The 20,891-nt window shown below is 64.1% G+C and carries 28 protein-coding genes; 19 read left to right on the forward strand and 9 right to left on the reverse strand.

Going from position 1 to position 20,891, the window contains the following annotated elements; translation table 11 throughout:
* Position 1: 1 nt before the first annotated feature.
* The 7 genes from B551_RS22060 to B551_RS22090 all read left to right on the forward strand — a co-directional run bounded on the left by B551_RS22060 (position 2) and on the right by B551_RS22090 (position 7,159).
* Positions 2 to 940 (forward strand): hypothetical protein, encoded by a 939-nt coding sequence (locus B551_RS22060; protein ID WP_006575407.1) that lies wholly within the window; start codon positions 2 to 4, stop codon positions 938 to 940.
* Between the two features lie 8 nt (positions 941 to 948).
* A complete protein-coding gene (locus B551_RS22065; RefSeq protein ID WP_006575406.1) occupies positions 949 to 1,653 on the forward strand; it encodes a phage minor tail protein L in 705 nt (234 codons plus the stop codon).
* 1 nt (position 1,654) lies between these two features.
* Positions 1,655 to 2,359 carry a C40 family peptidase gene (locus B551_RS22070; RefSeq protein ID WP_023265032.1) on the forward strand — a complete coding sequence of 235 codons (705 nt, stop codon included), beginning with the start codon at positions 1,655 to 1,657 and terminating at the stop codon, positions 2,357 to 2,359.
* Positions 2,356 to 2,949: a tail assembly protein gene (locus B551_RS22075; RefSeq protein WP_006575404.1), complete on the forward strand. Its 594-nt coding sequence runs from the start codon at positions 2,356 to 2,358 to the stop codon at positions 2,947 to 2,949. The genes B551_RS22070 and B551_RS22075 overlap by 4 nt, the downstream gene beginning before the upstream one ends.
* A gap of 61 nt (positions 2,950 to 3,010) precedes the next feature.
* Positions 3,011 to 6,187 carry a host specificity protein J gene (locus tag B551_RS22080; RefSeq protein ID WP_043442107.1) on the forward strand — a complete coding sequence of 1,059 codons (3,177 nt, stop codon included), beginning with the start codon at positions 3,011 to 3,013 and terminating at the stop codon, positions 6,185 to 6,187.
* Position 6,188: 1 nt separating this feature from the next.
* On the forward strand, positions 6,189 to 6,476 hold the full coding sequence (locus B551_RS22085) for a hypothetical protein (RefSeq protein WP_043442110.1): 288 nt from the start codon (positions 6,189 to 6,191) through the stop codon (positions 6,474 to 6,476).
* A complete protein-coding gene (locus B551_RS22090) occupies positions 6,476 to 7,159 on the forward strand; it encodes a hypothetical protein (protein WP_006575402.1) in 684 nt (227 codons plus the stop codon). The genes B551_RS22085 and B551_RS22090 overlap by 1 nt, the downstream gene beginning before the upstream one ends.
* On the opposite strand, the gene B551_RS26295 is transcribed toward B551_RS22090, so the two are convergent.
* Entirely contained in the window at positions 7,160 to 7,438 is a 279-nt protein-coding gene (locus tag B551_RS26295) for a hypothetical protein (protein WP_157072075.1), read from the reverse strand. It lies immediately after the preceding gene.
* A gap of 250 nt (positions 7,439 to 7,688) precedes the next feature.
* On the opposite strand from B551_RS26295, the gene B551_RS22095 reads away from it, so the two are divergent.
* The 4 genes from B551_RS22095 (at position 7,689) to B551_RS22110 (ending at position 9,540) form a co-directional block, all read left to right on the forward strand.
* The gene (locus B551_RS22095) at positions 7,689 to 8,195 is read left to right on the forward strand and encodes a glycoside hydrolase family 104 protein (protein WP_006575401.1); all 507 of its coding nucleotides are present in this window, start codon (positions 7,689 to 7,691) and stop codon (positions 8,193 to 8,195) included.
* Between the two features lie 17 nt (positions 8,196 to 8,212).
* A complete protein-coding gene (locus tag B551_RS25270) occupies positions 8,213 to 8,554 on the forward strand; it encodes a hypothetical protein (protein ID WP_006575400.1) in 342 nt (113 codons plus the stop codon).
* Between the two features lie 55 nt (positions 8,555 to 8,609).
* Entirely contained in the window at positions 8,610 to 8,972 is a 363-nt protein-coding gene (locus tag B551_RS22105; RefSeq protein ID WP_006575399.1) for a hypothetical protein, read from the forward strand.
* A gap of 169 nt (positions 8,973 to 9,141) precedes the next feature.
* Entirely contained in the window at positions 9,142 to 9,540 is a 399-nt protein-coding gene (locus B551_RS22110; protein ID WP_157072076.1) for a hypothetical protein, read from the forward strand.
* A 146-nt stretch (positions 9,541 to 9,686) separates the two neighbouring features.
* Here the strand turns inward: B551_RS22110 and B551_RS22115 are convergent, their stop codons facing one another.
* The 8 genes from B551_RS22115 to lexA form a co-directional block, all read right to left on the reverse strand.
* Positions 9,687 to 10,553 carry a hypothetical protein gene (locus B551_RS22115; protein WP_006575396.1) on the reverse strand — a complete coding sequence of 289 codons (867 nt, stop codon included), beginning with the start codon at positions 10,551 to 10,553 and terminating at the stop codon, positions 9,687 to 9,689.
* Positions 10,550 to 11,206: an SOS response-associated peptidase gene (locus B551_RS22120; RefSeq protein WP_023265035.1), complete on the reverse strand. Its 657-nt coding sequence runs from the start codon at positions 11,204 to 11,206 to the stop codon at positions 10,550 to 10,552. The genes B551_RS22115 and B551_RS22120 overlap by 4 nt, the downstream gene beginning before the upstream one ends.
* A 278-nt stretch (positions 11,207 to 11,484) precedes the next feature.
* Positions 11,485 to 12,111: a hypothetical protein gene (locus B551_RS22125; protein ID WP_043442114.1), complete on the reverse strand. Its 627-nt coding sequence runs from the start codon at positions 12,109 to 12,111 to the stop codon at positions 11,485 to 11,487.
* Between the two features lie 2 nt (positions 12,112 to 12,113).
* Positions 12,114 to 12,338: a DUF2188 domain-containing protein gene (locus B551_RS22130; RefSeq protein WP_006575393.1), complete on the reverse strand. Its 225-nt coding sequence runs from the start codon at positions 12,336 to 12,338 to the stop codon at positions 12,114 to 12,116.
* A 60-nt stretch (positions 12,339 to 12,398) separates the two neighbouring features.
* On the reverse strand, positions 12,399 to 12,713 hold the full coding sequence (locus B551_RS25400; RefSeq protein WP_023265036.1) for a hypothetical protein: 315 nt from the start codon (positions 12,711 to 12,713) through the stop codon (positions 12,399 to 12,401).
* Positions 12,714 to 13,023: 310 nt separating this feature from the next.
* Positions 13,024 to 13,173, reverse strand: a complete 150-nt coding sequence (locus B551_RS26300) for a hypothetical protein (RefSeq protein WP_156526608.1) — start codon at positions 13,171 to 13,173, stop codon at positions 13,024 to 13,026.
* 198 nt (positions 13,174 to 13,371) lie between these two features.
* Positions 13,372 to 13,545, reverse strand: a complete 174-nt coding sequence (locus B551_RS26770) for a hypothetical protein (RefSeq protein WP_023265037.1) — start codon at positions 13,543 to 13,545, stop codon at positions 13,372 to 13,374.
* A gap of 122 nt (positions 13,546 to 13,667) precedes the next feature.
* Complete coding sequence (gene lexA, locus B551_RS22140; protein WP_006575391.1) at positions 13,668 to 14,324, reverse strand: transcriptional repressor LexA; 657 nt, start codon at positions 14,322 to 14,324, stop codon at positions 13,668 to 13,670.
* A gap of 274 nt (positions 14,325 to 14,598) precedes the next feature.
* Between lexA and B551_RS22145 the strand changes: the two genes are divergently transcribed.
* The 8 genes from B551_RS22145 (at position 14,599) to B551_RS22180 (ending at position 20,713) form a co-directional block, all read left to right on the forward strand.
* The gene (locus B551_RS22145; protein ID WP_006575390.1) at positions 14,599 to 15,594 is read left to right on the forward strand and encodes an asparaginase; all 996 of its coding nucleotides are present in this window, start codon (positions 14,599 to 14,601) and stop codon (positions 15,592 to 15,594) included.
* Between the two features lie 146 nt (positions 15,595 to 15,740).
* Complete coding sequence (gene rpsF, locus B551_RS22150) at positions 15,741 to 16,115, forward strand: 30S ribosomal protein S6 (protein ID WP_006575389.1); 375 nt, start codon at positions 15,741 to 15,743, stop codon at positions 16,113 to 16,115.
* 65 nt (positions 16,116 to 16,180) lie between these two features.
* Positions 16,181 to 16,480 carry a primosomal replication protein N gene (gene priB, locus B551_RS22155; protein WP_006575388.1) on the forward strand — a complete coding sequence of 100 codons (300 nt, stop codon included), beginning with the start codon at positions 16,181 to 16,183 and terminating at the stop codon, positions 16,478 to 16,480.
* 3 nt (positions 16,481 to 16,483) lie between these two features.
* Positions 16,484 to 16,762 carry a 30S ribosomal protein S18 gene (gene rpsR, locus B551_RS22160; protein WP_006575387.1) on the forward strand — a complete coding sequence of 93 codons (279 nt, stop codon included), beginning with the start codon at positions 16,484 to 16,486 and terminating at the stop codon, positions 16,760 to 16,762.
* Between the two features lie 27 nt (positions 16,763 to 16,789).
* Complete coding sequence (gene rplI, locus B551_RS22165; protein ID WP_006575386.1) at positions 16,790 to 17,242, forward strand: 50S ribosomal protein L9; 453 nt, start codon at positions 16,790 to 16,792, stop codon at positions 17,240 to 17,242.
* 227 nt (positions 17,243 to 17,469) lie between these two features.
* Positions 17,470 to 18,861, forward strand: coding sequence for a replicative DNA helicase (locus B551_RS22170; protein WP_006575385.1), 1,392 nt, complete (start codon positions 17,470 to 17,472; stop codon positions 18,859 to 18,861).
* Between the two features lie 193 nt (positions 18,862 to 19,054).
* On the forward strand, positions 19,055 to 19,681 hold the full coding sequence (locus B551_RS22175; RefSeq protein ID WP_006575384.1) for a DUF47 domain-containing protein: 627 nt from the start codon (positions 19,055 to 19,057) through the stop codon (positions 19,679 to 19,681).
* Between the two features lie 21 nt (positions 19,682 to 19,702).
* Complete coding sequence (locus tag B551_RS22180) at positions 19,703 to 20,713, forward strand: inorganic phosphate transporter (RefSeq protein ID WP_006575383.1); 1,011 nt, start codon at positions 19,703 to 19,705, stop codon at positions 20,711 to 20,713.
* The last annotated feature ends 178 nt before the right edge of the window (positions 20,714 to 20,891 follow it).

Below are 20,891 nucleotides of genomic sequence, written 5' to 3' on the forward strand. Positions count from 1 at the left end.
TATGGCAAAGCAAACGATTGGTCTCGGCACTCCCCCAGCGGGTACCGACGGGGATACCGTTCGCACCGGATTCGATAAGGCGAACAAGAACTTCGATGAGCTATACACCCGTGCCCAAGGCCGGCTGGCGAAGAACATCGCTGGGGGTGCCGGAACGGTGGCGCTTACGCCAGCGGAGGCCCTGAACGGAATCATCGATCTGATCGGAGCACTCTCAGGGGACAGGATCGTAACCGTCCCAGCGGATCTGCAGCAGTCCTGGGTAATCAGGAACAACACGACTGGATCGGGCTCCGTCACCATCAAGACTCCGGCCGGCACAGGCGCGATCGTGCCGCGCGGCGCCAGTTCTCTGATCTACAGTGATGGGGCCAACGTCGTCGACGTCAACGCACCGCTGTGGAAAGTCGGGCGAACGTTGCTCGCCACCAGACAGGTAGCGGGGCAGTCTGCGGTCACGTTCACGAGCGTGATGTCCGCCGCCTATGACGTCTACGAACTCGAGTTCATTGACCTGGCGGCCACTGCCGACAACTCCGCTCTGCATATGCAGGTCAGCGGCGACAACGGCGCCATCTGGCAGACGTCGGGATACGACTCGATCCTGTCGTCGGCCGGGAACACAAATACCGCTGTGAACCTGGTGAACCTGACCGCGCGCTCTGCAATCGTCTTCACGGAAGGTATTGGAAACGGAACGGCAAACGGGCGCCGCTGGCTGAGCGGAACGGCAAAACTGCACGGCTTTTCGCGAGCTGCCCATTGCAAAAGTGTCACATGGGACCTGACGGCCCGTCTGCAGAACGATGGGTTGTACCGTCTCAGCGGCTCGGGTGCGTGGATGGGGTCGTCCGCGCCGCTGAATGCGTTGCTGATCGCGATGTCCGGTAGCTCCTTTGCGAGCGGCACCATCAACCTGTACGGATCGAGCGCCGCATAGGGGAAACGATGGCAAAGATCAACTACGACATCCAGACGCTGGAGTCAGGCGAACGGGTGGAGTTGTTCGAGCTCGACGCCACGGGGATCGGTGGCGACCTGCTGCGCTTTCATGGCCATACGCAGGTGGGCCCCATCTGGTGGCAGGGTAACGAGTACTCGCCCTGGCCGATTCAAGGCGACGGTTTCGCGCGGACGGGCGAGGGGCAGCAACCAACGCCAACCCTTTCAGTGGGCAATGTGACCGGTGCCATCACGGCGATGTGCCTGTACCTGCAAGACATGGTCGGCGCCAAGCTGACGCGCCACGTAACGCTCGGCAAGTACCTCGACGCAGCAAACTTTCCGGGCGGCAATCCGACCGCCGACCCCACGGAGGAGTTACCTCCCGAAGTCTGGTACCTCGAGCAGAAGACCGAAGAGGACAACGTCGCGGTGACGTGGGAGCTGGCCAGTGCGCTTGACTTCGATGGCGTGCAGCTTCCTCGCCGCCAGATCGTCGCGAATGTCTGCTCTTGGCTGTCGATCGGTGGGTACCGCGGGCCGTACTGTGGCTACACCGGAACAGCGTACTTCGACAAGGACGACAACCCGGTCGCTGACCCCGCGCTTGACCGTTGCGGCGGTAGGCTGACGTCGTGCAAGTGCCGCTTCGGAGAAAACAATCCGCTTCCGTTCGGCTCGTTCCCGGCCGCGGACCTGATCCGATCGTGATATGAAGGCTTCCACTTTGAGGGCGGTGCGCAAACACGCGCAGGCTGAATACCCGCGCGAGTGTTGCGGCCTGGTCGTGGTGATCAAGGGACGAGAGCGATATGTTCCGTGTCGAAACGTGGCCGAAGGATCGGAGCACTTCGTGCTGCCCGCTGAGGACTACGCCGCGGCGGAGGACAAGGGCGAGGTTGTCGCTGTGGTGCACAGCCACCCCGACGCGCCGGCCTCGCCGAGCGAGGCGGACAGGGTGAGCTGCGAGACCTCTGGTCTTCCCTGGCACATCGTATCGTGGCCTGCGGACGACCTACGCACGATCACGCCGAGCGGCTACCAGGCTCCGCTGGTCGGCCGGCAGTTCGCGCATGGCGTGCTCGACTGCTACACGCTGATCCGTGACTGGTACCAGCGCGAGCGTGGCATTACGTTGCCAGACTTCCGGAGGCGTAATGATTGGTGGCTGCAGGGTCAGGACCTGTATATGCAGCACTACGCAGAGGCCGGCTTCATCGCCGTGTCGCAGGACCAGCCTGAGTTGCAGGGCGATGTCATTCTGATGCAGCTGCGCGCGGCGGTGCCGAACCACGCCGCTGTCTACCTTGGCGACGGAACGATGCTGCATCACCTGCATGGCCGGCTGTCGTCGCGCGACGTCTACGGCGGCTACTGGCAAGAGATCACCCGATGTGTCCTGAGGTATCGAGGATGAGCGAGAAGATCCGAACGATTCGGCTGTACGGCTATTTGGGCACGCGCTTCGGGCGGATCCACCGCATGGCGGTGGCCAGCGCCGCAGAGGCGGTGCGCGCGCTCAGTGTGATGGTGCCCGGCTTTCATGCCGAGCTAGTCAGCAGCCGCGATCGTGGCATTCGATATGCCGTCTTTGTCGGCAGACAGAATCTACGCGAGGACGAACTGGTGCTGCCGCCTGGACGCGATGACATCCGAATCGCGCCAGTGCTGCAAGGGGCAAAGCGGGCGGGCTTGTTTCAGACCATTCTGGGCGCCGCAATCATTGCCATTGCGTACTTCAACCCCTTCGGTTACCTGTCCGGTCCGATGGTGACCGCAGCGTACGGCATGGGCGCTTCCATGGCGCTGGGCGGCATCGTCCAGATGCTGTCGCCTCAAGCCCGGGGCCTATCGGCCGAAGACCGCCCCGAGAACAGGCCGAGCTACGCATTCAACGGGCCCGTGAACACCTCCGCGCAGGGTAACCCTGCGCCTCTGCTGTACGGCCGATTGACGGTTGGCAGTGCCGTGGTCTCGGCCGGCATCTACGCCGAGGACCAAGCCTAAGCAACCACTCGTGGTCATCTCATAGCCCCGCCGCGCGCGGGGCTTCTTCGTTGGTAGAACGATGCGCGCAGACATTATCGGTTATGGCGGCGGTAAGGGTGGCGGCGGCGGTCGCGCGCCAGTGGAAAGCCCGGACAGCCTCAATTCGATCGCATATGCGCGCGTGTTGGATCTGATCTCTGAAGGAGAGATTCGGGGCCTTGTCAATGGTTTGCAAAGCGTCTATCTGAACGAGACGCCGCTGATCAATCCGGACGGCTCCTCGAACTTCCAGAACGTTTCGATCGCCTATCGACTCGGCACGCAGGATCAGGACTACATCCCGGGATTCCCGGCTGCAGAGAGCGAAACTTCGATCGGAGTGACACTCACGTCCAGCACGCCATGGGCGCGAGCGGTGAACAACACCCAACTGTCGGCGGTCCGGGTCCGGCTCTCTGTGCCGGCGCTCTCCAAGACCAACACGACGAACGGCGACATCACCGGCTACAAGATCGAGTACGCGATCGACCTGGCTACCGATGGCGGCAGTTTCCAGCAGGTCATGTCGTCTGCCTTCGACGGCAAGACGACCAACAAGTACGAGCGCAGCCACCGGATCGATCTGCCGCCGGCGACCACTGGCTGGACGGTGCGTGTGCGCCGTGTCACGCCGAACGCGAACAGCGGCACGATCGCTGATACCACCATCGTCGAGTCGATCACCGAGATCATCGACGCGAAGTTACGGTACCCGAACAGCGCCATCGTCGGTATTCAGGTCGATGCGCGCCAGTTCAACTCGGTGCCGAGCCGGACCTATGACACCTACGGCCGCGTCATTCGTGTACCGAGCAACTACGATCCGGAGAGTCGCACCTACACCGGCACCTGGGACGGCACATTCAAGGTGGCTTGGACGGACAACCCGGCGTGGATCTTCTACGACCTGGTCCTTCATCCGCGTTACGGGCTCGGCGATCGCGTCAACGCGGCGATGGTCGACAAGTGGAGCCTGTACCAGATCGGCCAGTATTGCGACGAGCTGGTGCCGGATGGGAAGGGCGGCCAAGAGCCGCGATTCACGTGCAATCTCTACCTGCAGACGCGCGCCGATGCCTACAAGGTGCTACAGGACATCGCGTCGATATTCCGCGGCATGGCCTACTGGGCCGCGGGCAATGTGGTGGCCGTGGCGGACATGCCGAAGGACCCGGTCTACACCTTCACCGCGGCCAATGTGGTGGATGGCAAGTTCCGATACGCCGGCACGGCACGCAAGGCCCGCAAGACCGTGGCGCTGGTGAGCTGGAACGATCCGGCGGACTTCGGCCGCGCCAAGGTCGAGTATGTGCCAGACGAGGAGGGCATCGCGCGCTATGGTGTGCGCGAGACCGAGGTAACGGCCATCGGCTGCAAGAGTCAGGGGCAGGCGCAGCGCCTAGGGCAGTGGATCTTGCTGACCTCGCGCTACGAGACCGAATCGGTTTCGTTCTCCGTCGGCATGGATCACGCGCTGGTCCAGCCTGGCAGCATCGTCCGGATCGCCGATCCGTCGCGCGCCGGCCGGCGCATCGGTGGGCGGATTCGCTCGGCAAGCGGAAACTCCGTGACGCTGGACAAAGGTGACCAAGTGGCGGTAGGCGACACGCTGATCGTCACGCTGCCTTCCGGCGTGGCGCAGAGTCGTACGATTGACGTTGTGAATGGGGACACGGTCACGGTGACCGGCGCGTGGAGCGAGCCAGTCCAGCCGCAGTCGGTGTGGGCGGTGGAGAGCGCCGAGCTGAAGACGCAGCTCTTTCGCGTCATGTCGATCAGCGAAGGCGACGGGCTGACCGCAGACATCACCGCGCTGCAGTACGAGCCACAGAAGTTTGGCGCGGTGGACCACGGCACTCGCATCGATCCGCGGCCCATTAGCGTGATCCCTCCGTCGGTGCAGCCCCCGGCCACCAACGTAGCGCTGTCGACCTACTCGACCATTGACCAGGGGATCGCCGTCACGACGATGGTGATCAGCTGGACGCCGGCCGACAAGGCAATCGCCTACGAGGTGGAATGGCGGCGCGACAACAGCGAATGGGTGAGGGCAGGCCGCACTGGCTCGCAGAGCCTCGAGGTGCGGGGCATCTACGCCGGCACCTATGTGGCCCGCGTGCGCGCGATCAACGCGCTCGACGTGCCGTCCATCCCGGCCTACTCGCCAGAGACCGTGCTGCAGGGCAAGACGAGCCCGCCGCCGGTGGTGACGTCGCTGGTGGCCACCGGCCTCATCTTTGCGATCCGGCTGGATTGGGGGTTCCCGGAGGGGCCGCTGGACGTGGAGAGGACGGAGATCTGGTACAGCCAGACCAACAGCCGCGACGACGCCATCAAGATGGCGGACTTCGCTTTCCCGCAGAACAGCCACACCATCATGGGGCTGGCGGCCGGCGCGACGCTGTTCTTCTGGGCGCGCCTGGTGGACAAGTCGGGGAACATCGGTGAGTGGTACCCGGGCGGGCAGACCGGCGTGGCTGGGCAGTCGAGCTCGGACGCGACCGAGATCCTGGACTACCTGGCCGGGAAGATCGGCGACACGCAGCTCGCGAAGGACCTGCTGTCGAAGATCGACCGGATTGATCCGCCGTTCGCGGGGAGCATCGACGACTACGCGGGCGACTCGGGCGTCTTCGCTGGGATCGTGTCTGTGCAGTCGCTGATGCAGGAAGCCGACATGGCGCTGGCCGCGCAGCAGACCACGCTGCAGGCCACGCTCGACGGGAACACCGCGCTGGTGCAGACGACCGCCCAGGCGCTGGTTGCGCTCGACGGGAAGATCTCGGCCTCGTACACGATCAAGGTCGGCGTCACGCAGGACGGGAAGTACTACGGCGCCGGCATGGCGATCGGGATCGACAATGAGAGCGGCGTCGTGCAGTCGCAGGTGCTGTTCCAAGCTGACCGGTTCGCGCTGCTCAACCTGGTCAACGGCCAGATCTCGGCGCCGTTCGTGATCCAGAACGGGCAGACCTTCATCAATCAGGCCTTCATCGGCAATGCATCTATCGGGTCGGCCAAGTTTGCCGATTGGCTCGAGTCGGATGCGGTGAACAGCTTCGGTCAGCGGGTGCTGCGGATGAACTTCCGCACCGGGGCAATCGAGTTCAACGCCGCCAATGGCTCCGGACGACGGGAAAGCCGAGCCACCTACGACAAGTACTACAACGGGTCGGAGAGTTGGCCTCGGGTGCAGATCGGCGATTTGAGCGCGTGATATGGCCTACGGAATCAGAGTTCGAGATGCCGCGGGCAACATCACGCTCGACACCAGCTATCGCGCCGGGCGGATCATCGGCATGCTTCAAAGCGGAACGAACCCGGGGAGCATCAACGTCCCGGGTTTCTCTCAAGGAGAGGGATTCGCGATCGCCGTGCCATTTCAAGGGTCCGGAGTGTTCTGTCCTGTCGCGACCGTTTCCGGGAACGTCCTGTCCTGGGATTGGGTGGGCAGCACCTATCTTCAGTACAGGTCAAATTCCCTGATCGTCTATGGTGTCCGCTGATGTCCTTTGGCTTCCGAGTTCTTAACGACTGGGGGACGGTGCTGATTGACGACACGTTCGCCAATCTCGCGCTGATGTCCGTCAACAACTACACGACGGTGCCCACCACCAGATGGGGCGGTAGCGACCTGACGTTCTCGTTCACGTCTCAGTTCCCGATCTTCGCATTTCGTTGCGAGACGGCTTATGCGACAGTCGTCTCGGTCCATCAGAGTGGGAACACCTACACGGTGGGCATGCGGTGTTCTGGTAGTCCGGGGACGGCGATTCGCGTCTATCTGTTCGACCGCCCGACCGCACCAACGAGCGGCTGGGGGATCAGGGTGCGCGATGGAAATGGAGCGATCACGTTCGATTCGGGCTACTCGTACATGCGCTTGGATGGCGTGTACACAACCGACTCAGTGAACCCGCCGAAGACATGGACGCTACCAGCTGGCAAGCAGTACGCCGTAGTGCAAGGCGGGATGATCTATAGCGAGTTCTGGCTGTCCCCAGAGCCCCCCACAGATCCGAACGCTCGAGGAGACATCATCACGGAAGTCAGTGGAGTGAAGCTCCAGGGCAACATCATGGAGGCCTTCTACTACATCGAGCACGTGATCCCGAGCCAGCCCTTCTACAACGGCGCGTACGGCGGGATTGCCTCGTATCTGCTCGTCGACGTGACGAACATGGGATAGCTATTCGCTGCCGATCTTGAACGACCTGCCGCCGAGGGAACGAATGCGAAGGATCTCCGCGTCCTTAGCCGCTTTGTCGGCCTGGATCATGCGAGCGCGAGCATCTGCGCAGCTTGCCGATTTCGCTTCCAGGCATTCGTAATAGGCCTTGCCAGCGCTGCGGGCGATTTGCGCTGGATCGTTCGGGTTTGGCTCCATGGGGCGAGGCGCGTAGGAACCGCAGGCGCAGAGCGTGGCTGCAACCAGCGTTGCAGGCACAAGCGTGAAGATGCCTTTCATTGTGACCCTCGGTGTTTCTCGTTTTGGTGTTCTCGGCCTAAGCCGGCACCGTCATGGTACTGACGGCGCAGCGATGAAGCACCCCACCATCGTGGGATGCAGACGCGTCTGCAGTCATTCATCAGAGGCGTCTGCAGGATCGTAGTGAGAGGCAAGGCGGTTTACAAGCGACACGAGTCGCACGGTATCGCCGCAATCGTTTTTCATCCGAGCCCGCCATGCGCGGGCATTTTTCGTTTCTGGAGCCTCAATGCCATTCACTGATCCGGACCAGCTACCGGGCGGCAAGAACATGGCCGCCTTCCTCGACATGCTGGCGTACAGCGAAGGAACGTCGACGGTGGCCGGCAGCGACGACGGCTACAACGTGAACGTCGGCGGCAAGCTGTTCACCGGCTACGACCGGCACCCGCGCATCGTGGTGCCGACGCGCTGGGGCCTGAGCAACGCCGCCGGCCGCTACCAGATCATGGCGGCCGTGCCGGGGAAGATCCGGACCGACACGTGGGACTGGGCGAGCCGCGCCTGCGGCGTAGCCGACTTTACCCCGCGATCGCAGGACATCGTCGCTGCCTACTTGGTCAAGCGCCGTGGCGGGCTGCCCGACCTGCTGGCCGGCCGGTTCGCCGAGGCCGTGCGCAAGTGCCGGCAGGAATGGGCCAGCCTGCCCGGCGCCGGCTACGGCCAGCGCGAACACCGGCTGGAGACGTTGCGGGACGTCTACGTGGCGCACGGCGGTACCGACATCGAGGCGTAAGCCCACTGGAAAGGACGATGGATCTGAACGCGATGGTGGACGTGCCGGGGGGCGCGAGCGGGGCATTCGGGGCGATTCTGGCCGCGATCGGCGGGGCGATCTGGCTGGTCAGGAAGGTCTGGCGATCTGACCGCGTTGAAGGGGCGCGCAGCCAGGCCGAGACCGACATCATCGAGCGGCTGCAGGATCTGCTCGACAAGGCGAATGCTCGCGCTGACCTCGCCGAGCAGCGGGCGGACACCGCCTACAAGGAGCGCAACGACCTGCTGCGCGAGATCGGCGACCTGAAACGAACGATCGCCGAGCTGACCGCGGAGGTCCGCCACCTCAAGGAGAAGCTGGATGAGAAGGGTACGTGACTGGCTGCGCCGGCATCGAGATACGTTCCGTCGGGTAGCTCACGCGCTCGAGGCCGTGACGATCGTGCTGGTGATCGCCATGGGCGGAGGCGTCGGCGGCTATGCGTTGGCGCAATGGCAGGCCCGGGACGTGATCGTGCAAATGCGATCCGATCATGCGGCGGAGATCGAGCGGCTTCAGGGCACGTTTGCCAAGACGCTGCAGGCCTTGGCGCCGCAGCTCGGCGACATCGCTGAGACAGCGTCGGCGGCGGCCGGCGCGGCAGCCCAAGCGGCGGAGACATCGGCGCAGGCGGCGCGCACCGTCAAACAGCAGGCGACGCGCGCCAAGCCAGAGCCGCTCTCCGAGGCGGAGCGATCGCGCCTCAACGGCGCGATCGAGGCTGCAAACCGGAAGATGAAGGAGGGCGCCAGGTGAGGGCGATTCTGTTTTGTCTGCTGCTGGCGGGTTGCGCTACGGCGCCGCCGGCGGAGCGCGAGGGCTGCCCGCCGCTGCCAACGATCAAGCGTGGCGCCGGCCGGGATGCGTTGCTGGCTCACATCGACACGACGGCGAAGCTGTACGCCGAATGCGGGACGAGGAAACGATGATCCGGGCTACTGCCATTCGAGCCGTTGCGGCCGGCGTGCCGTGGCGCGCGGTAGCCGCGGCGGTGCTGGTCAGCGCGGCATTCGGTGCCGGCTGGACGGTGAACGGCTGGCGAAAGGATGCCGAGATCGCGGAACTGAATGCCACGCGGGCGGAGACGGATCTCTCCGCCGCCAGGCAAGCGCTGGGCGAGTTCAAGACGGCCAGCGCTGACATCCGAGCCCGGGCCGACGAGTACCGTGGCATCACGACGGAGCTGGACGCCGCGGCCAGCGCCATCCGGAAGGAACTGAAGAATGCGAAGCCTTTGCCTGCTGATTGCCGCCCTGACGATTTCCGGGTGCGCAAGCTGTCCGACGCCGTCGACGCTGCCAAGCGAGCCGCCGCCACTCGATAGCGCGCTGGCGGCTCCATGCGTGGTACCGGACGCGCCGACGGTGGCCGACTACGACGTCTGGCAGGACTGGATGACCGTGGTGCTTGCTGCGCTTGGCGACTGTGCGGCGCGGCATCGGAAGACTGTGGAGGCGTGGGCCGGCTGATCTAAGCCCCATCAGCAGGCGACTCTGCCTCTTCGGCTTGCTCAAGTTCTCTCAAGGATCTCTCAAGAGCATCAAACAGTGGTGCTGCCGGGCATGCCGCAATGATCCGGCGCTCTGGCCACCATGCGCTCTGAATGCCGATCAGCTTGACGAGGTATGTATCGTCGGTGTTCTTGACGAGGGAAAACAACGGGCCGCCGCTCATACCTGCGATATTAAGAGTGTTGTCTTCTGGCCTCGACGACTCATATAGCTGTCCGTACAGGCGCGGCGCGTCTTTCGGGTTAGGCCAGTCCTCTGGCTCTTGTTCCAGTGGTTTTATGACGATTCCGGTGTACTCCTTCGTCACCATGTCCGCCGTGTGATGATCTACGATAGTTTGCGCGGGAACGCCGCATAAGACCCAGTAATCTGCTCGTTCAAACGGGTCGTCCAATTTTCGGACGTCGATTGCCCGAATTCCGTTGCTCTGGAGTCCCAGCTTGGTGAGGTCGCTGAGGAGAATTAATGCATAGTCGAGCCCATATTCCTCGTGAGTTACCAGGTGGATGTCTCGCGTGAAATCGGGAGAGAAGGGTAGGGGCAGACGGCCCGGCGGCGCCTGGATCGCCGAATCGTCGATTACCCAGTTCCGTAAATCTTGACCTGCAGAGAGCAAGCTCCGTATCTCTTCAATACAGTGCCCAGCAGTGCAGATGCACCAGTGCCCGCGAATTTCCACAATGAAGCCTGAGTACGTCAGTCTTTGGGCAACCTCTCGTTGCCCAATGATCTCTACGCTCGAGAGGTTCTCGCAGTTGAAAGTGACCAAATACTTTGCGAACACATCCGGCAAAGTGTCGCCGAATAGTGGGTGATTCTCGTTCATAGCGTATGGGCTTTCGGTTCAGTAAGTTTTTGCACAGGAGCAGGCTCCGCCTCCATCCTCTCCGCCGGATACAGCCCCAAGAAGCTGCGCGCCACCTCGGTGTCTCGGCACCGCAGCCAATCGTCCCACCCCTCCCGCGGCACGATCACGATCGACCGTTTCTCCTTCCCGGGCGCATGCATCCGTTTCATGGTGGGGTGCTGCTCGGCGTTGACGGTCAGCATGGTGAACGAAAACATGCCGTCCGGCCAATCCCTCCAAAGTCCGGCAACGGCAAACGTCGGCTCGTCCTTGAGCCAGATCCGATAGCGCACCGACTTCGGGCCATGCTCGTAGTTCGGCTCGTAGAAGCTCTCCATCGGCACCAGGCAGAGCTGGCCGGTCTTCCACGGTCCGGAGAAGGTCCGACGCTCCCCGATGGTCTCTGACCGCGCGTTGGTGGTGTCGAACCGCTTCACGCCTGGCGGGATCCGGTCCTTCGGGACCATGCGGAAGTTCGCCAGCACGCAATCTCGCTCGCCGTCGGCGTTGGATCGAATGATGGGCGCCAGATAGTCGGGCCACGTCTCGGGCTTCCAGTCTAGCGATGGCGGCACGACGCCGTAGACATCGCGCAGTAGTTGCTTCTGTGTCGGTCGATAGTTGTTGCACATTGCCAGTCACAGAAGATGGAGATCGCGCATGGCCTGCTCGATTGGCTTGATCCAACGATCTGGACATGGCTTCTTCCTAGCCCCAACTCTCCGCGACGGCCTCATTGGCAATCCATTGATTTCTTTCACATGGGCGATCCAGCAGGTTTGTGCCGTGATGCCATGCCGCCGTTTCACTAGCTCCTGAATTCTCGAGTACTCGGCCATGTCCGCCTCCACGTTGCGAAGGCAAATGCTATATAAGCCGCCGGCCGCATGTCACGAAGAATTTAGTTGCTCTACCGTCTGAACCGCTCCGCGGGGATCGCCCCGGGACGCTTCACTTTGACCCAGTCGGGTGATCGCCGCCCGGCGGCATACGCGCTGCCAGCGCGCTTGGCCACGATGCCCTCCAGCTGCAGCGTCAGCGCTTGCTGGTATAGCCAGTCGCCGTCTTCGACCCAGTCGACGAAGAGCAGAGTGTCCGGGCAGCAGTCGAGGATCTTCCGGAGGGCGGCCTTGCGCTTCTCGATCGGCTGGCCACGGATGTCTCGGCCGCCATTGACTAGCAGGTCGAAGACGCAGTAGGCCACGTGGTGCGAGCCGGGCGGCTTGCCGCGGCGCGCCGATCGACGGTGCAGCAGCTCGAAGTCGCTCCGGCCGTGCTCGTCCAGAACGCAGACCTCGCCGTCGAAGATGCAGCCGGCCTTCAGGTTGCCGACGGCGGCTGCGACTTCCGGATACCAGGCGGTGGCGTCGTGCCCGTTGCGGGACTTAAGGCGCGCCGGCTTGCTGGCCGCGAGCAGCCGGTAGCCGTCGTACTTGATCTCGAAGTGCCAGTCGCCCGGGGGGACGGCACGGCGTTCCTCGAGCAGCATCGGGGAGAGCTCGGCCAGCGTAGGGGCAGGCGGCCGAGCGGTGGCCACGGCTACCCCTTGATGTCGCGGGGGTCGTTGCCGAAGCTGTTGCGCTCCCGGATTCGGCCATCCCGGCCGTGGATGAACAGTTCGACCTTTGCCTGCTTCGCCTGCTCGGCCGCCTGCCGAATGGCTTCTTCCTGGGACGGATAATGTACGTTGGTCCGGCCCGATCCCTCTACCTCGATCGCCCATCCGTCGCCGTCGGCCGGCACGACGTGAATATTCCCTGCCATGGTCGCCTCCTATGCGTGTCACTTCCGTTGTATGCACGGGGCGGCCGCGGCGGTATAGGGCTACGTCTGACCGGCGTCAGAATCCCAGGCGCCGTGCACCGGTTCCGCCCGATAGGCTGACCAGAACATGTGGGAGCTCTTGTGGTGGCGCGAGGTCCTCCGCTCAAAGAAGATCCGGACGCGACCCTGGTATTCGGTGTCGATCTCCGCCTCGGCGTGCTCGGGGCCGGTGCGGGTGGGCGGGGGGAGGGTCTGCATGGCCTCTGCGATCTTGTGGCCGCCGACATAGGTCAGGATGCCAGTCTGAGGCGACGCGCGCGGGGTAGGGTTGGCGGAAGGGACTGAGCAGCCGTTGGCTAGTTTGCTGTTGCCCATGATGCACTCTACGTATACTGTATGGATATACAGTATAGGGTCGCGGGCAGGTCGTGAAAAGGCCTTTGTTCTCGTGGGAATAGCAGCCCGGAAAGCCGCATGCAGCCGTGCTCGAATTTCGATCAGTATTCCCACGAGCTACCCGGAAAGCCGCTCCGAATAAGGCTTGATGCCTCAGATTGTGATTCCTGTCGTCGTGGGTTCGAGTCCCATCAGCCACCCCAAGATCCCATGCAAACAGCCGCTCATCGAGCGGCTGTTTTGCTTTGTGCCGAGACAACGGGCTGGCGGGCGAGGGCGCTCGTGGTCTTCAGACCAACCGAGCAGCGGCTTTGGTGATCGTCCACCCGACACCGACACACAGCGCGATCCAACCGGCTGCAATCAGTGCGACGTCGTGCCAGTTCATGGTGCGGCGACCGGGACGAAGCAGCTTGATGGTGTCGTCTGACGAAGGCATGGCCGTCTCCTTCGAAAAGCATGGGAAAAGGCTAGGCCAAGCTTCGACGAATTCACGGTCCGAGTTGTAAAGGTTTGTTGCGATGCGCGAGAAGCGTCGCTTGTCGCCGGACCGCCGTATCTCACGCTTCGCGCAAGCGTGCTCTCACACCTTCAACGCAGTCGATCTTGTCGCAGCGGTCCCACGAGCGAGACTTGCTCACGCGTTCAGCTTCACGCCCGGCTGATCGAGTTCGAGCATCCGGCAGATCGCGGCCATGCTGCCGACCATCGTGCGGCGCTGCGCGCCCTGATAGATGCGGACACCTTTGGACTGGCGGAACGGCGTCGGCTTGACGGGGTAGCGGGTCAGGGAGCGGTCGGCTTGCAGCATGGTGGTCCTCTTCGGTAAGGCGTCAGCGGAAGTCTTGCGGCAACACGGGGCCCTGCGGCTCGTGCGGCTGCATGACTGAGTTGGCGCCAAGGCGGCGGCGCCTGCCGGATTGCTTGGTTGCGCTAGAAACCGGACTGGCGGATCAGTCCGACCGCGATGCCCTCGAGCGAGAATTCCTCGCGTCCGGGCTTCACGATGATGTTGGCGAAGTCGGGGTTCTCGGCGATCAGCTCGATCGCATCGCCGCGGTGCTTGAGCCGTTTGACGGTCACGTCCTCGCCGATACGGGCCACCACGATCTTGCCGTTGGCCGCGTCCTGCGCGCGTTTGACCGCCAGCAGGTCACCATCGAAGATGCCGGCATCGCGCATGCTCATGCCGCGCACGCGCAGCAGGTAATCGGGGCGTTCGTCGAAGACCGAGGCGTCGACCTGGTATTGGCGGTCGATGTGCTCGGCTGCCAGGATCGGGCTACCCGCGGCGACGCGGCCGACCAGCGGCAGCGTCAGCTGCATCACGCCGGCCATCGGCAGCGAGAACTGGTCCGGCATTTCGGAGTCGCTGCGATTGACCTTGAGCCGGATGCCGCGCGAAGCGCCGGGGGTCAGCTCGATCACGCCCTTGCGAGCCAGCGCGCGCAGATGTTCTTCGGCCGAATTCGGCGACGAGAAGCCGAATTCCGCAGCGATCTCGGCGCGGGTCGGCGGAATGCCGGTCTGCCGGATGGTGTTGCGGATCAGGTCGAAGATCTGCTGCTGCCGGGGTGTCAGAGTCGCCATGGCTTGTCCGTGTTGTTGTATCCGGTGGCGGTCCGGTCGTCGCCGCAAGCCGTGAGGCGCGCGGGGAGGGAGCATCGGGGACCGCCATGTGCAACACTGTACGTTTGAACAGTGTGCTGTGATTTTATACAGTATCGGTCGAAGTGCAAGAGGAATTTGCATCGTCGTCCACTTTCGGCTGCGTACGGTCCGACCGCGGGGCAGGGCAAGACCGTAGGGGAGTGCCCTGTCCCGGCGGGTACAATCGCCGCCTGTTTACGAACATCTCGTGCCCATGACCCTGCCTCGCGTAATCGTTCTCGCCACCGGCGGCACCATCGCCGGTTCCTCGTCCAGCGCCGCCAGCAGCGCCCGCTATCAGGCGGCGACAGTGCCGGTATCGGCGCTGCTCGACGCGGTGCCGGCGCTCAAGGATGTCGCGCGGATCGAGGCCGAGCAGGTCGCGCAGGTCGACAGCAAGGACATGTCGTTCGGCCTGTGGGCGCGGCTGGCGGCGCGGGTCCACCATTGGTCCGCGCAGGACGACGTGGCCGGCATTGTCATCACGCACGGCACCGATTCGCTGGAAGAGACGGCGATGCTGCTGCACCTGGCGGGCGTGGCCAGCGTGCCGGTGGTGCTGACCGCCGCGATGCGGCCGGCGACCTCGCTGTCGGCCGATGGGCCGCTGAATCTGCTCGATGCCGTCCGCGTCGCGGCGCATCCGGAGGCGGCGGGCAAAGGCGTGCTGGTGGTGGTCAATCAGGAGATCCACGCCGGGCGCGACGCGGTCAAGGCGCATACCTCGGCCGTCGATGCGTTCGCTTCGCCGGGCGCCGGGCCGATCGGGCTGGTGCAGGATGCGCTGGTGCGCTTCACGCGCGCGCCGCTGCGGCTGCCGCGTCAGGCCTTGCCGCTGCCGCAGCAGTGGCCGGCGGTTGAAATCGTCGCCAGCTACGCGGAGCCGGGTCGCGTGGTGGTCGATGCGCTGGTGGCCGGCGGCGTGCGCGGCGTGGTAGTCGCGGCCGCCGGCAATGGATCGATCCACGAGACGCTGGTGGCCGCGCTCGCCGATGCGGCGCGGGCCGGTGTCGCGGTGGTGCGCAGCACGCGCACCGGCGCCGGTAATGTGATCGCGCCGGCTCAGCCTAATCCTGCCGCGGGGGCCTTCGTGTCCGCTGGCGACCTGAATCCGTACAAGGCCCGGGTGGCGTTGCTGCTGGCGCTTGGCGCAGAGCCGGTCCTGGGCGGCGATCCGGTTCGGCTGCAACAGTTCTTCGCGCAGATCTGAAGGAGCGTCTGGCCCGCACAATCGCCAATCCAGCCCTGAATCCATCCGGCTTGCCGTCGTGGCCGTTCCGGGCTATACTCGCCGGCTATTTAACCCTTGCTGCACCGGACTTGACGCCCGGGCGGCTTATCCCAAAAGGAGCGTCAATGCGTCATTACGAAATCGTATTCATCGTCCATCCGGACCAGAGCGAGCAAGTGCCGGCCATGATCGAGCGTTACAAGACGCTGGTCACGTCGCAGAACGGCCAGGTGCATCGCGTGGAAGACTGGGGCCGTCGTCAACTGGCCTACATGATCCAGAAGCTGGCCAAGGCTCACTACGTTTGCCTGAACATCGAGTGCGGCAAGGACACGCTGGCTGAACTCGAACACGCGTTCAAGTTCAACGACGCCGTGCTGCGCCACCTGATCGTCCAGACGAAGAAGGCCGAAACGGCCCCGTCGCCGATGATGAAGGAAGTCCAGCGCGAAGAAGCCCGCAAGGCTTCGCAGCAAACCAGCGAAGGCCAGGCCGCCTGAGTGCGGTCTGCTGTGTGCGGTTCGCTCCGGCATGACCGGGGCGGCATGCGAGGGGCGGTGGCGCGATGAACCAGCTGAGGCTGCACGCCACCCTCGTCGAGCGCGACGCGTTGCGCTATACGCCGGCCGGTATCCCCGTCGTCAATTGCCTGTTGCAATACGGCGGCGAGGTGGTCGAAGCGCAGACGCCGCGGCAGGTCGAGTTCGCGATCGCCGCGATGGGCGTCGGTCCGGTCGGCCAGCACCTCGAGCGTACGCCGCTCGGCACGGTGCTCGACTGCGAAGGCTTTCTCGCCCGCAAGCACCGCAACAGCAAGGCTCTCGTCTTTCACATCACTGGATGTAAAGCATTCGTAAAGGATTGAACCATGGCATTCGTCAAACGTGACAACAAGAACAAGAAGCGCTTCCAGCAGCAGAACCCGCTGTTCAAGCGCAAGCGCTTCTGCCGCTTCACCGTGGCCGGCGTCGAACAGATCGACTACAAGGATCTGGACACGCTGAAGGACTTCATCGGCGACAACGGCAAGATCACGCCGGCTCGTCTGACCGGCACCAAGGCGCACTATCAGCGTCAGCTCGACACGGCAATCAAGCGCGCCCGCTTCCTGGCGCTGCTGCCGTACACCGACCTGCACAAGAACTGATCGCCTGGTCGCTAAGGAGAAAACACGATGCAAGTCATTCTGCTGGAAAAAGTCGTCAACCTGGGCAACCTGGGTGACATCGTTCGCGTCAAGGATGGTTACGCCCGTAACTTCCTGATCCCGTCCAAGCGTGCCCGCCGCGCGACGCAAACCGCCATCGAAGAATTCGAGGCCAAGCGCGCCGAGCTGGAAAAGGCTGCCGCCGAGAAGCTGGCCGCTGCGCAAGCCGAAGGCGAGAAGCTGAGCGGCCTGACCGTCCAGATCACGCAGAAGTCGGGCGTGGATGGCCGTCTGTTCGGCTCGGTGACCAACGCCGACATCGCCGAAGCGCTGGCTGGTCAGGGCTTCAAGCTCGAGAAGTCGCAGATTCGTCTGCCGAACGGTCCGCTGAAGATGGTCGGCGACTATCCGATCAGCGTGTCGCTGCACACGGACGTCGCGGTCGACATCACCGTCTCGGTGCTGGGCGAGCACGTCTAAGCTTGCCGGCCGTGACCCGCGCGCGGTGCGACATCCGCTCGCGCCGCCGGGGCCAGGCCAGTAACAAGGCAGCAGGAAGGCAGAAGCAGGCTGACAGCCGCTTCTGCCTTTTTCTTTTGGCCGCCGGCGCGCATGCGCGCGGCGCGCACGGTGCCACCGTCATCCGCTCGCTCCGCCCGCCGAGAATCGCTCGGCCCAGCGCGAGCAGGCCGCTATAATTGCCCCCCATGAACGCGCCCGTCGCCGATCCCCAACTCGACAATCTCAAAGTCCCGCCGCATTCCATCGAGGCCGAGCAATCGGTGCTGGGTGGCCTGCTGCTGGATAACGCGGCCTGGGACCGCATCGCCGATTTCCTGTCCGAGGCGGACTTCTATCGCTTCGATCACCGGATGATCTTCCAGAGCATCGCGCGGCTGATCTCGGACACCAAGCCGGCCGACGTGATCACGGTCTACGAGATGCTGCAGGTGGCCGGCAAGGCCGAGGAAGTCGGCGGTCTCGCGTATCTGAACTCGCTGGCGCAGAACACGCCGAGCGCGGCCAATATCCGCCGCTACGCGGAGATCGTGCGCGAACGTTCGGTGCTGCGCAAGCTGGTCACGGTGGCCGACGACATCGCGACCTCGGCGTTCGCGCCGAAGGGCCGCGAGGTGCGCGAGCTGCTGGACGAGGCCGAATCCAAGGTGTTCGCGATCGCCGAGGAAGGCTCGCGCGGGCAGAAGGGCTTCCAGGAGATCCAGCCGCTGCTGACGCAGGTGGTCGAACGGATCGACGAGCTCTATCACCGCGATACCACGACCGATGTCACCGGCGTGCCGACCGGCTTTATCGATCTGGACCGGATGACCAGCGGCATGCAGCCGGGCGACCTGATCATCGTCGCCGGCCGTCCTTCGATGGGCAAGACCGCGTTCTCGCTGAATATCGGCGAGCACGTGGCGGTGGAGCAGGGCCTGCCGGTGGCGGTGTTTTCGATGGAAATGGCCGGCACGCAGCTGGCGATGCGGATGCTGGGCTCGGTCGGCCGGCTCGACCAGCATCGCTTGCGTACGGGGCGGCTGCTCGACGAGGACTGGCCGCGGCTGACGCATGCGATCCAGCGGATGAACGACGCGCAGCTGTTCATCGACGAGACGCCGGCGCTGAACCCGATGGAACTGCGCGCGCGTTCGCGCCGGCTGGCGCGCCAATGCGGCCAGCTCGGCCTGATCATCATCGACTACCTGCAGCTGATGTCGGGCTCGGGCGGCGGCGAGAACCGCGCCACCGAGATCTCCGAGATCTCGCGTTCGCTCAAGGGCCTGGCCAAGGAGCTCAACTGCCCGGTGATCGCGCTGTCGCAGCTGAACCGAAGCCTGGAGCAGCGTCCCAACAAGCGCCCGGTGATGTCCGACCTGCGCGAATCGGGCGCCATCGAACAGGATGCCGACGTGATCCTGTTCATCTATCGCGACGAGGTCTACAACCCCGACTCGCAGGACAAGGGCACCGCCGAAATCATCATCGGCAAGCAGCGTAACGGTCCGATCGGCACCGTGCGGCTGACGTTCCTGGGCCAGTTCACCAAGTTCGACAACTTCAGCGGCGGCCCGGCGTTCTTCGACAACGATACCTGACCGAGGCGGCCCCGTCGGCCGGCAGCGCGCTGTGGTGTTGCGGCACACAAAGCGTACGTCACGCGCCGACTACCCTGTAGAATATTGCTTTTCCGTGACAGCCGGCGGCGACGCCGGCTGTTGCGCTATCTCTCCCGCAATCCAGTACTTCCCAACGAGACGGCGCGCTGGCGCGCCGCGACAAGGAACAGCCATGTTCGGCCGATTCATGCCCACCGAGGGCAAGTTCTTCGAATACTTCAACCAGCACGCCGATTGCGCGGTCACCGCATCGCGCGAACTGGAAACGCTGATCAACGATCTCGGCAACGCCGAAGCGCATGCGCGGCGCGTGCAGGCCACCGAGAAGAAGGCGGACCGGATCACGCACGACACCATCGATCTGCTGCACAAGACCTTCATCACGCCGCTCGACCGGGACGAGATCCACAAGCTGATCACGACCATGGACGACATCCTCGACCTGATGGAGGACGTGGCCGAGACCATCACGCTGTACGACGTGACCAGCCTGACCGACGAGGCCCGCAAGCTCGCCTCGATCTGCGTGCAGTGCTGCGAACTGGTCAAGATCGCGGTCGGCCTGCTCGAGGACATGGGCAACGCCAGCACGATCCTGAAGACGGCCCAGCAGATCGACCAGCTCGAATCCGAGGCTGACCGGTTGATGCGCGGGGCGATTTCCAAGCTGTTCCGCGACGAGACCGACGTCAAGCGGCTGATCAAGATGAAGGCCATCTTCGAGCAGCTCGAGACGATCACGGACAAGTGCGAGGACGTGGCCAACATCATCGAAGGCATCGTGCTGGAAAACGCCTGAGCGCGCCAACCGGAACTCGGCATGCAGACTGTACAAATGAGCTTGTGGGTGATCGTCCTGCTGGTGACGCTCGCCTTGCTGTTCGATTTCATGAACGGCTTTCACGACGCCGCGAACTCGATCGCGACCGTGGTGTCGACCGGCGTGCTCAAGCCCCACCACGCGGTGGCGCTGGCCGCCGTCTGCAACGTGGTCGCGATCTTCGTCTTCCATCTGAAGGTGGCGGCCACGGTCGGCACGGGCACCATCGACGTCAATATCGTCGACCACTATGTGGTCTTCGGCGCGCTGGTCGGGGCCATCGCATGGAACCTGATCACCTGGTACTACGGCATCCCGTCGTCGTCCTCGCACGCGCTGATCGGCGGCCTGGTGGGCGCGGCGGTGGCCAAGGCGGGTACCGGTGCGCTGGTCGCCAGCGGCCTGCTGAAGACCGTCGCCTTCATCCTGATCTCGCCGCTGATGGGCATGCTGCTCGGCTCGCTGCTGATGCTCGTGGTCGGCTGGACCTTCTTCCGCACGCCGCCGTCGCGGGTGGACCGCTGGTTCCGCCGCCTGCAGCTGGTCTCGGCCTCGCTCTACAGCCTGGGCCACGGCGGCAACGATGCGCAGAAGACCATCGGCATCATCTGGATGCTGCTGATCGCCAGCGGCCACGTGATGCAGAGCGCCAGCGAGCCGCCGACCTGGGTCATCGTCAGCTGCTATGTCGCGATCGGCATGGGCACGCTGTTCGGCGGCTGGCGGATCGTGCGGACGATGGGCCAGAAGATCACCAAGCTCAAGCCGGTCGGCGGCTTCTGCGCGGAGACGGGCGGCGCCATTTCGCTGTTCCTCGCTTCGACGCTGGGCGTGCCGGTCTCGACCACCCATACCATCACCGGCGCCATCGTCGGCGTCGGCTCGGTGCGCAAGACCTCGGCGGTGCGCTGGGGTGTGGCGGGCAATATCGTCTGGGCGTGGGTGCTGACCATTCCGGCGTCGGCCTTCATGTCGGCGATCGCCTGGTGGATCGGGCGGCATCTGCTGTGAGATCCGCCCGCACGGGCAACCAGTGAAAGGAAAGGCCAGGCATTTGCCTGGCCTTTGTCTTTGGCGCGCCGTGGCGCGGCCAGTGCCGCCGACTCAGCGGTTGGCGAAGGCGGCGATCGGATCGTCGTCGTCCGGTAGCGGCGCGGGCAGCGGCGCAGGCGCGGCGGGGACCGGGGGC

The organism is Cupriavidus sp. HPC(L), from assembly GCF_000307735.3.
GTDB lineage: Bacteria > Pseudomonadota > Gammaproteobacteria > Burkholderiales > Burkholderiaceae > Cupriavidus.

Coding starts and splice junctions, on each gene's coding strand:
- B551_RS22075 (WP_006575404.1), top strand. CDS start 2,356: ATGAGCGAGAAGATCCGAACGATTCGGCTGTACGGCTATTTGGGCACG.
- B551_RS25400 (WP_023265036.1), bottom strand. CDS start 12,713: ATGGGCAACAGCAAACTAGCCAACGGCTGCTCAGTCCCTTCCGCCAAC.
- B551_RS22145 (WP_006575390.1), top strand. CDS start 14,599: ATGACCCTGCCTCGCGTAATCGTTCTCGCCACCGGCGGCACCATCGCC.
- B551_RS22170 (WP_006575385.1), top strand. CDS start 17,470: ATGAACGCGCCCGTCGCCGATCCCCAACTCGACAATCTCAAAGTCCCG.
- lexA (WP_006575391.1), bottom strand. CDS start 14,324: ATGGCGACTCTGACACCCCGGCAGCAGCAGATCTTCGACCTGATCCGC.
- B551_RS22065 (WP_006575406.1), top strand. CDS start 949: ATGGCAAAGATCAACTACGACATCCAGACGCTGGAGTCAGGCGAACGG.
- rplI (WP_006575386.1), top strand. CDS start 16,790: ATGCAAGTCATTCTGCTGGAAAAAGTCGTCAACCTGGGCAACCTGGGT.
- B551_RS22080 (WP_043442107.1), top strand. CDS start 3,011: ATGCGCGCAGACATTATCGGTTATGGCGGCGGTAAGGGTGGCGGCGGC.
- B551_RS22130 (WP_006575393.1), bottom strand. CDS start 12,338: ATGGCAGGGAATATTCACGTCGTGCCGGCCGACGGCGACGGATGGGCG.
- B551_RS22110 (WP_157072076.1), top strand. CDS start 9,142: ATGATCCGGGCTACTGCCATTCGAGCCGTTGCGGCCGGCGTGCCGTGG.
- B551_RS22120 (WP_023265035.1), bottom strand. CDS start 11,206: ATGTGCAACAACTATCGACCGACACAGAAGCAACTACTGCGCGATGTC.
- B551_RS26770 (WP_023265037.1), bottom strand. CDS start 13,545: ATGCTGCAAGCCGACCGCTCCCTGACCCGCTACCCCGTCAAGCCGACG.
- B551_RS25270 (WP_006575400.1), top strand. CDS start 8,213: ATGGATCTGAACGCGATGGTGGACGTGCCGGGGGGCGCGAGCGGGGCA.
- B551_RS22095 (WP_006575401.1), top strand. CDS start 7,689: ATGCCATTCACTGATCCGGACCAGCTACCGGGCGGCAAGAACATGGCC.
- B551_RS22085 (WP_043442110.1), top strand. CDS start 6,189: ATGGCCTACGGAATCAGAGTTCGAGATGCCGCGGGCAACATCACGCTC.
- B551_RS22090 (WP_006575402.1), top strand. CDS start 6,476: ATGTCCTTTGGCTTCCGAGTTCTTAACGACTGGGGGACGGTGCTGATT.
- B551_RS22060 (WP_006575407.1), top strand. CDS start 2: ATGGCAAAGCAAACGATTGGTCTCGGCACTCCCCCAGCGGGTACCGAC.
- rpsF (WP_006575389.1), top strand. CDS start 15,741: ATGCGTCATTACGAAATCGTATTCATCGTCCATCCGGACCAGAGCGAG.
- B551_RS22175 (WP_006575384.1), top strand. CDS start 19,055: ATGTTCGGCCGATTCATGCCCACCGAGGGCAAGTTCTTCGAATACTTC.
- B551_RS26295 (WP_157072075.1), bottom strand. CDS start 7,438: ATGAAAGGCATCTTCACGCTTGTGCCTGCAACGCTGGTTGCAGCCACG.
- priB (WP_006575388.1), top strand. CDS start 16,181: ATGAACCAGCTGAGGCTGCACGCCACCCTCGTCGAGCGCGACGCGTTG.
- B551_RS22180 (WP_006575383.1), top strand. CDS start 19,703: ATGCAGACTGTACAAATGAGCTTGTGGGTGATCGTCCTGCTGGTGACG.
- rpsR (WP_006575387.1), top strand. CDS start 16,484: ATGGCATTCGTCAAACGTGACAACAAGAACAAGAAGCGCTTCCAGCAG.
- B551_RS22070 (WP_023265032.1), top strand. CDS start 1,655: ATGAAGGCTTCCACTTTGAGGGCGGTGCGCAAACACGCGCAGGCTGAA.
- B551_RS22115 (WP_006575396.1), bottom strand. CDS start 10,553: ATGAACGAGAATCACCCACTATTCGGCGACACTTTGCCGGATGTGTTC.
- B551_RS26300 (WP_156526608.1), bottom strand. CDS start 13,173: ATGCCTTCGTCAGACGACACCATCAAGCTGCTTCGTCCCGGTCGCCGC.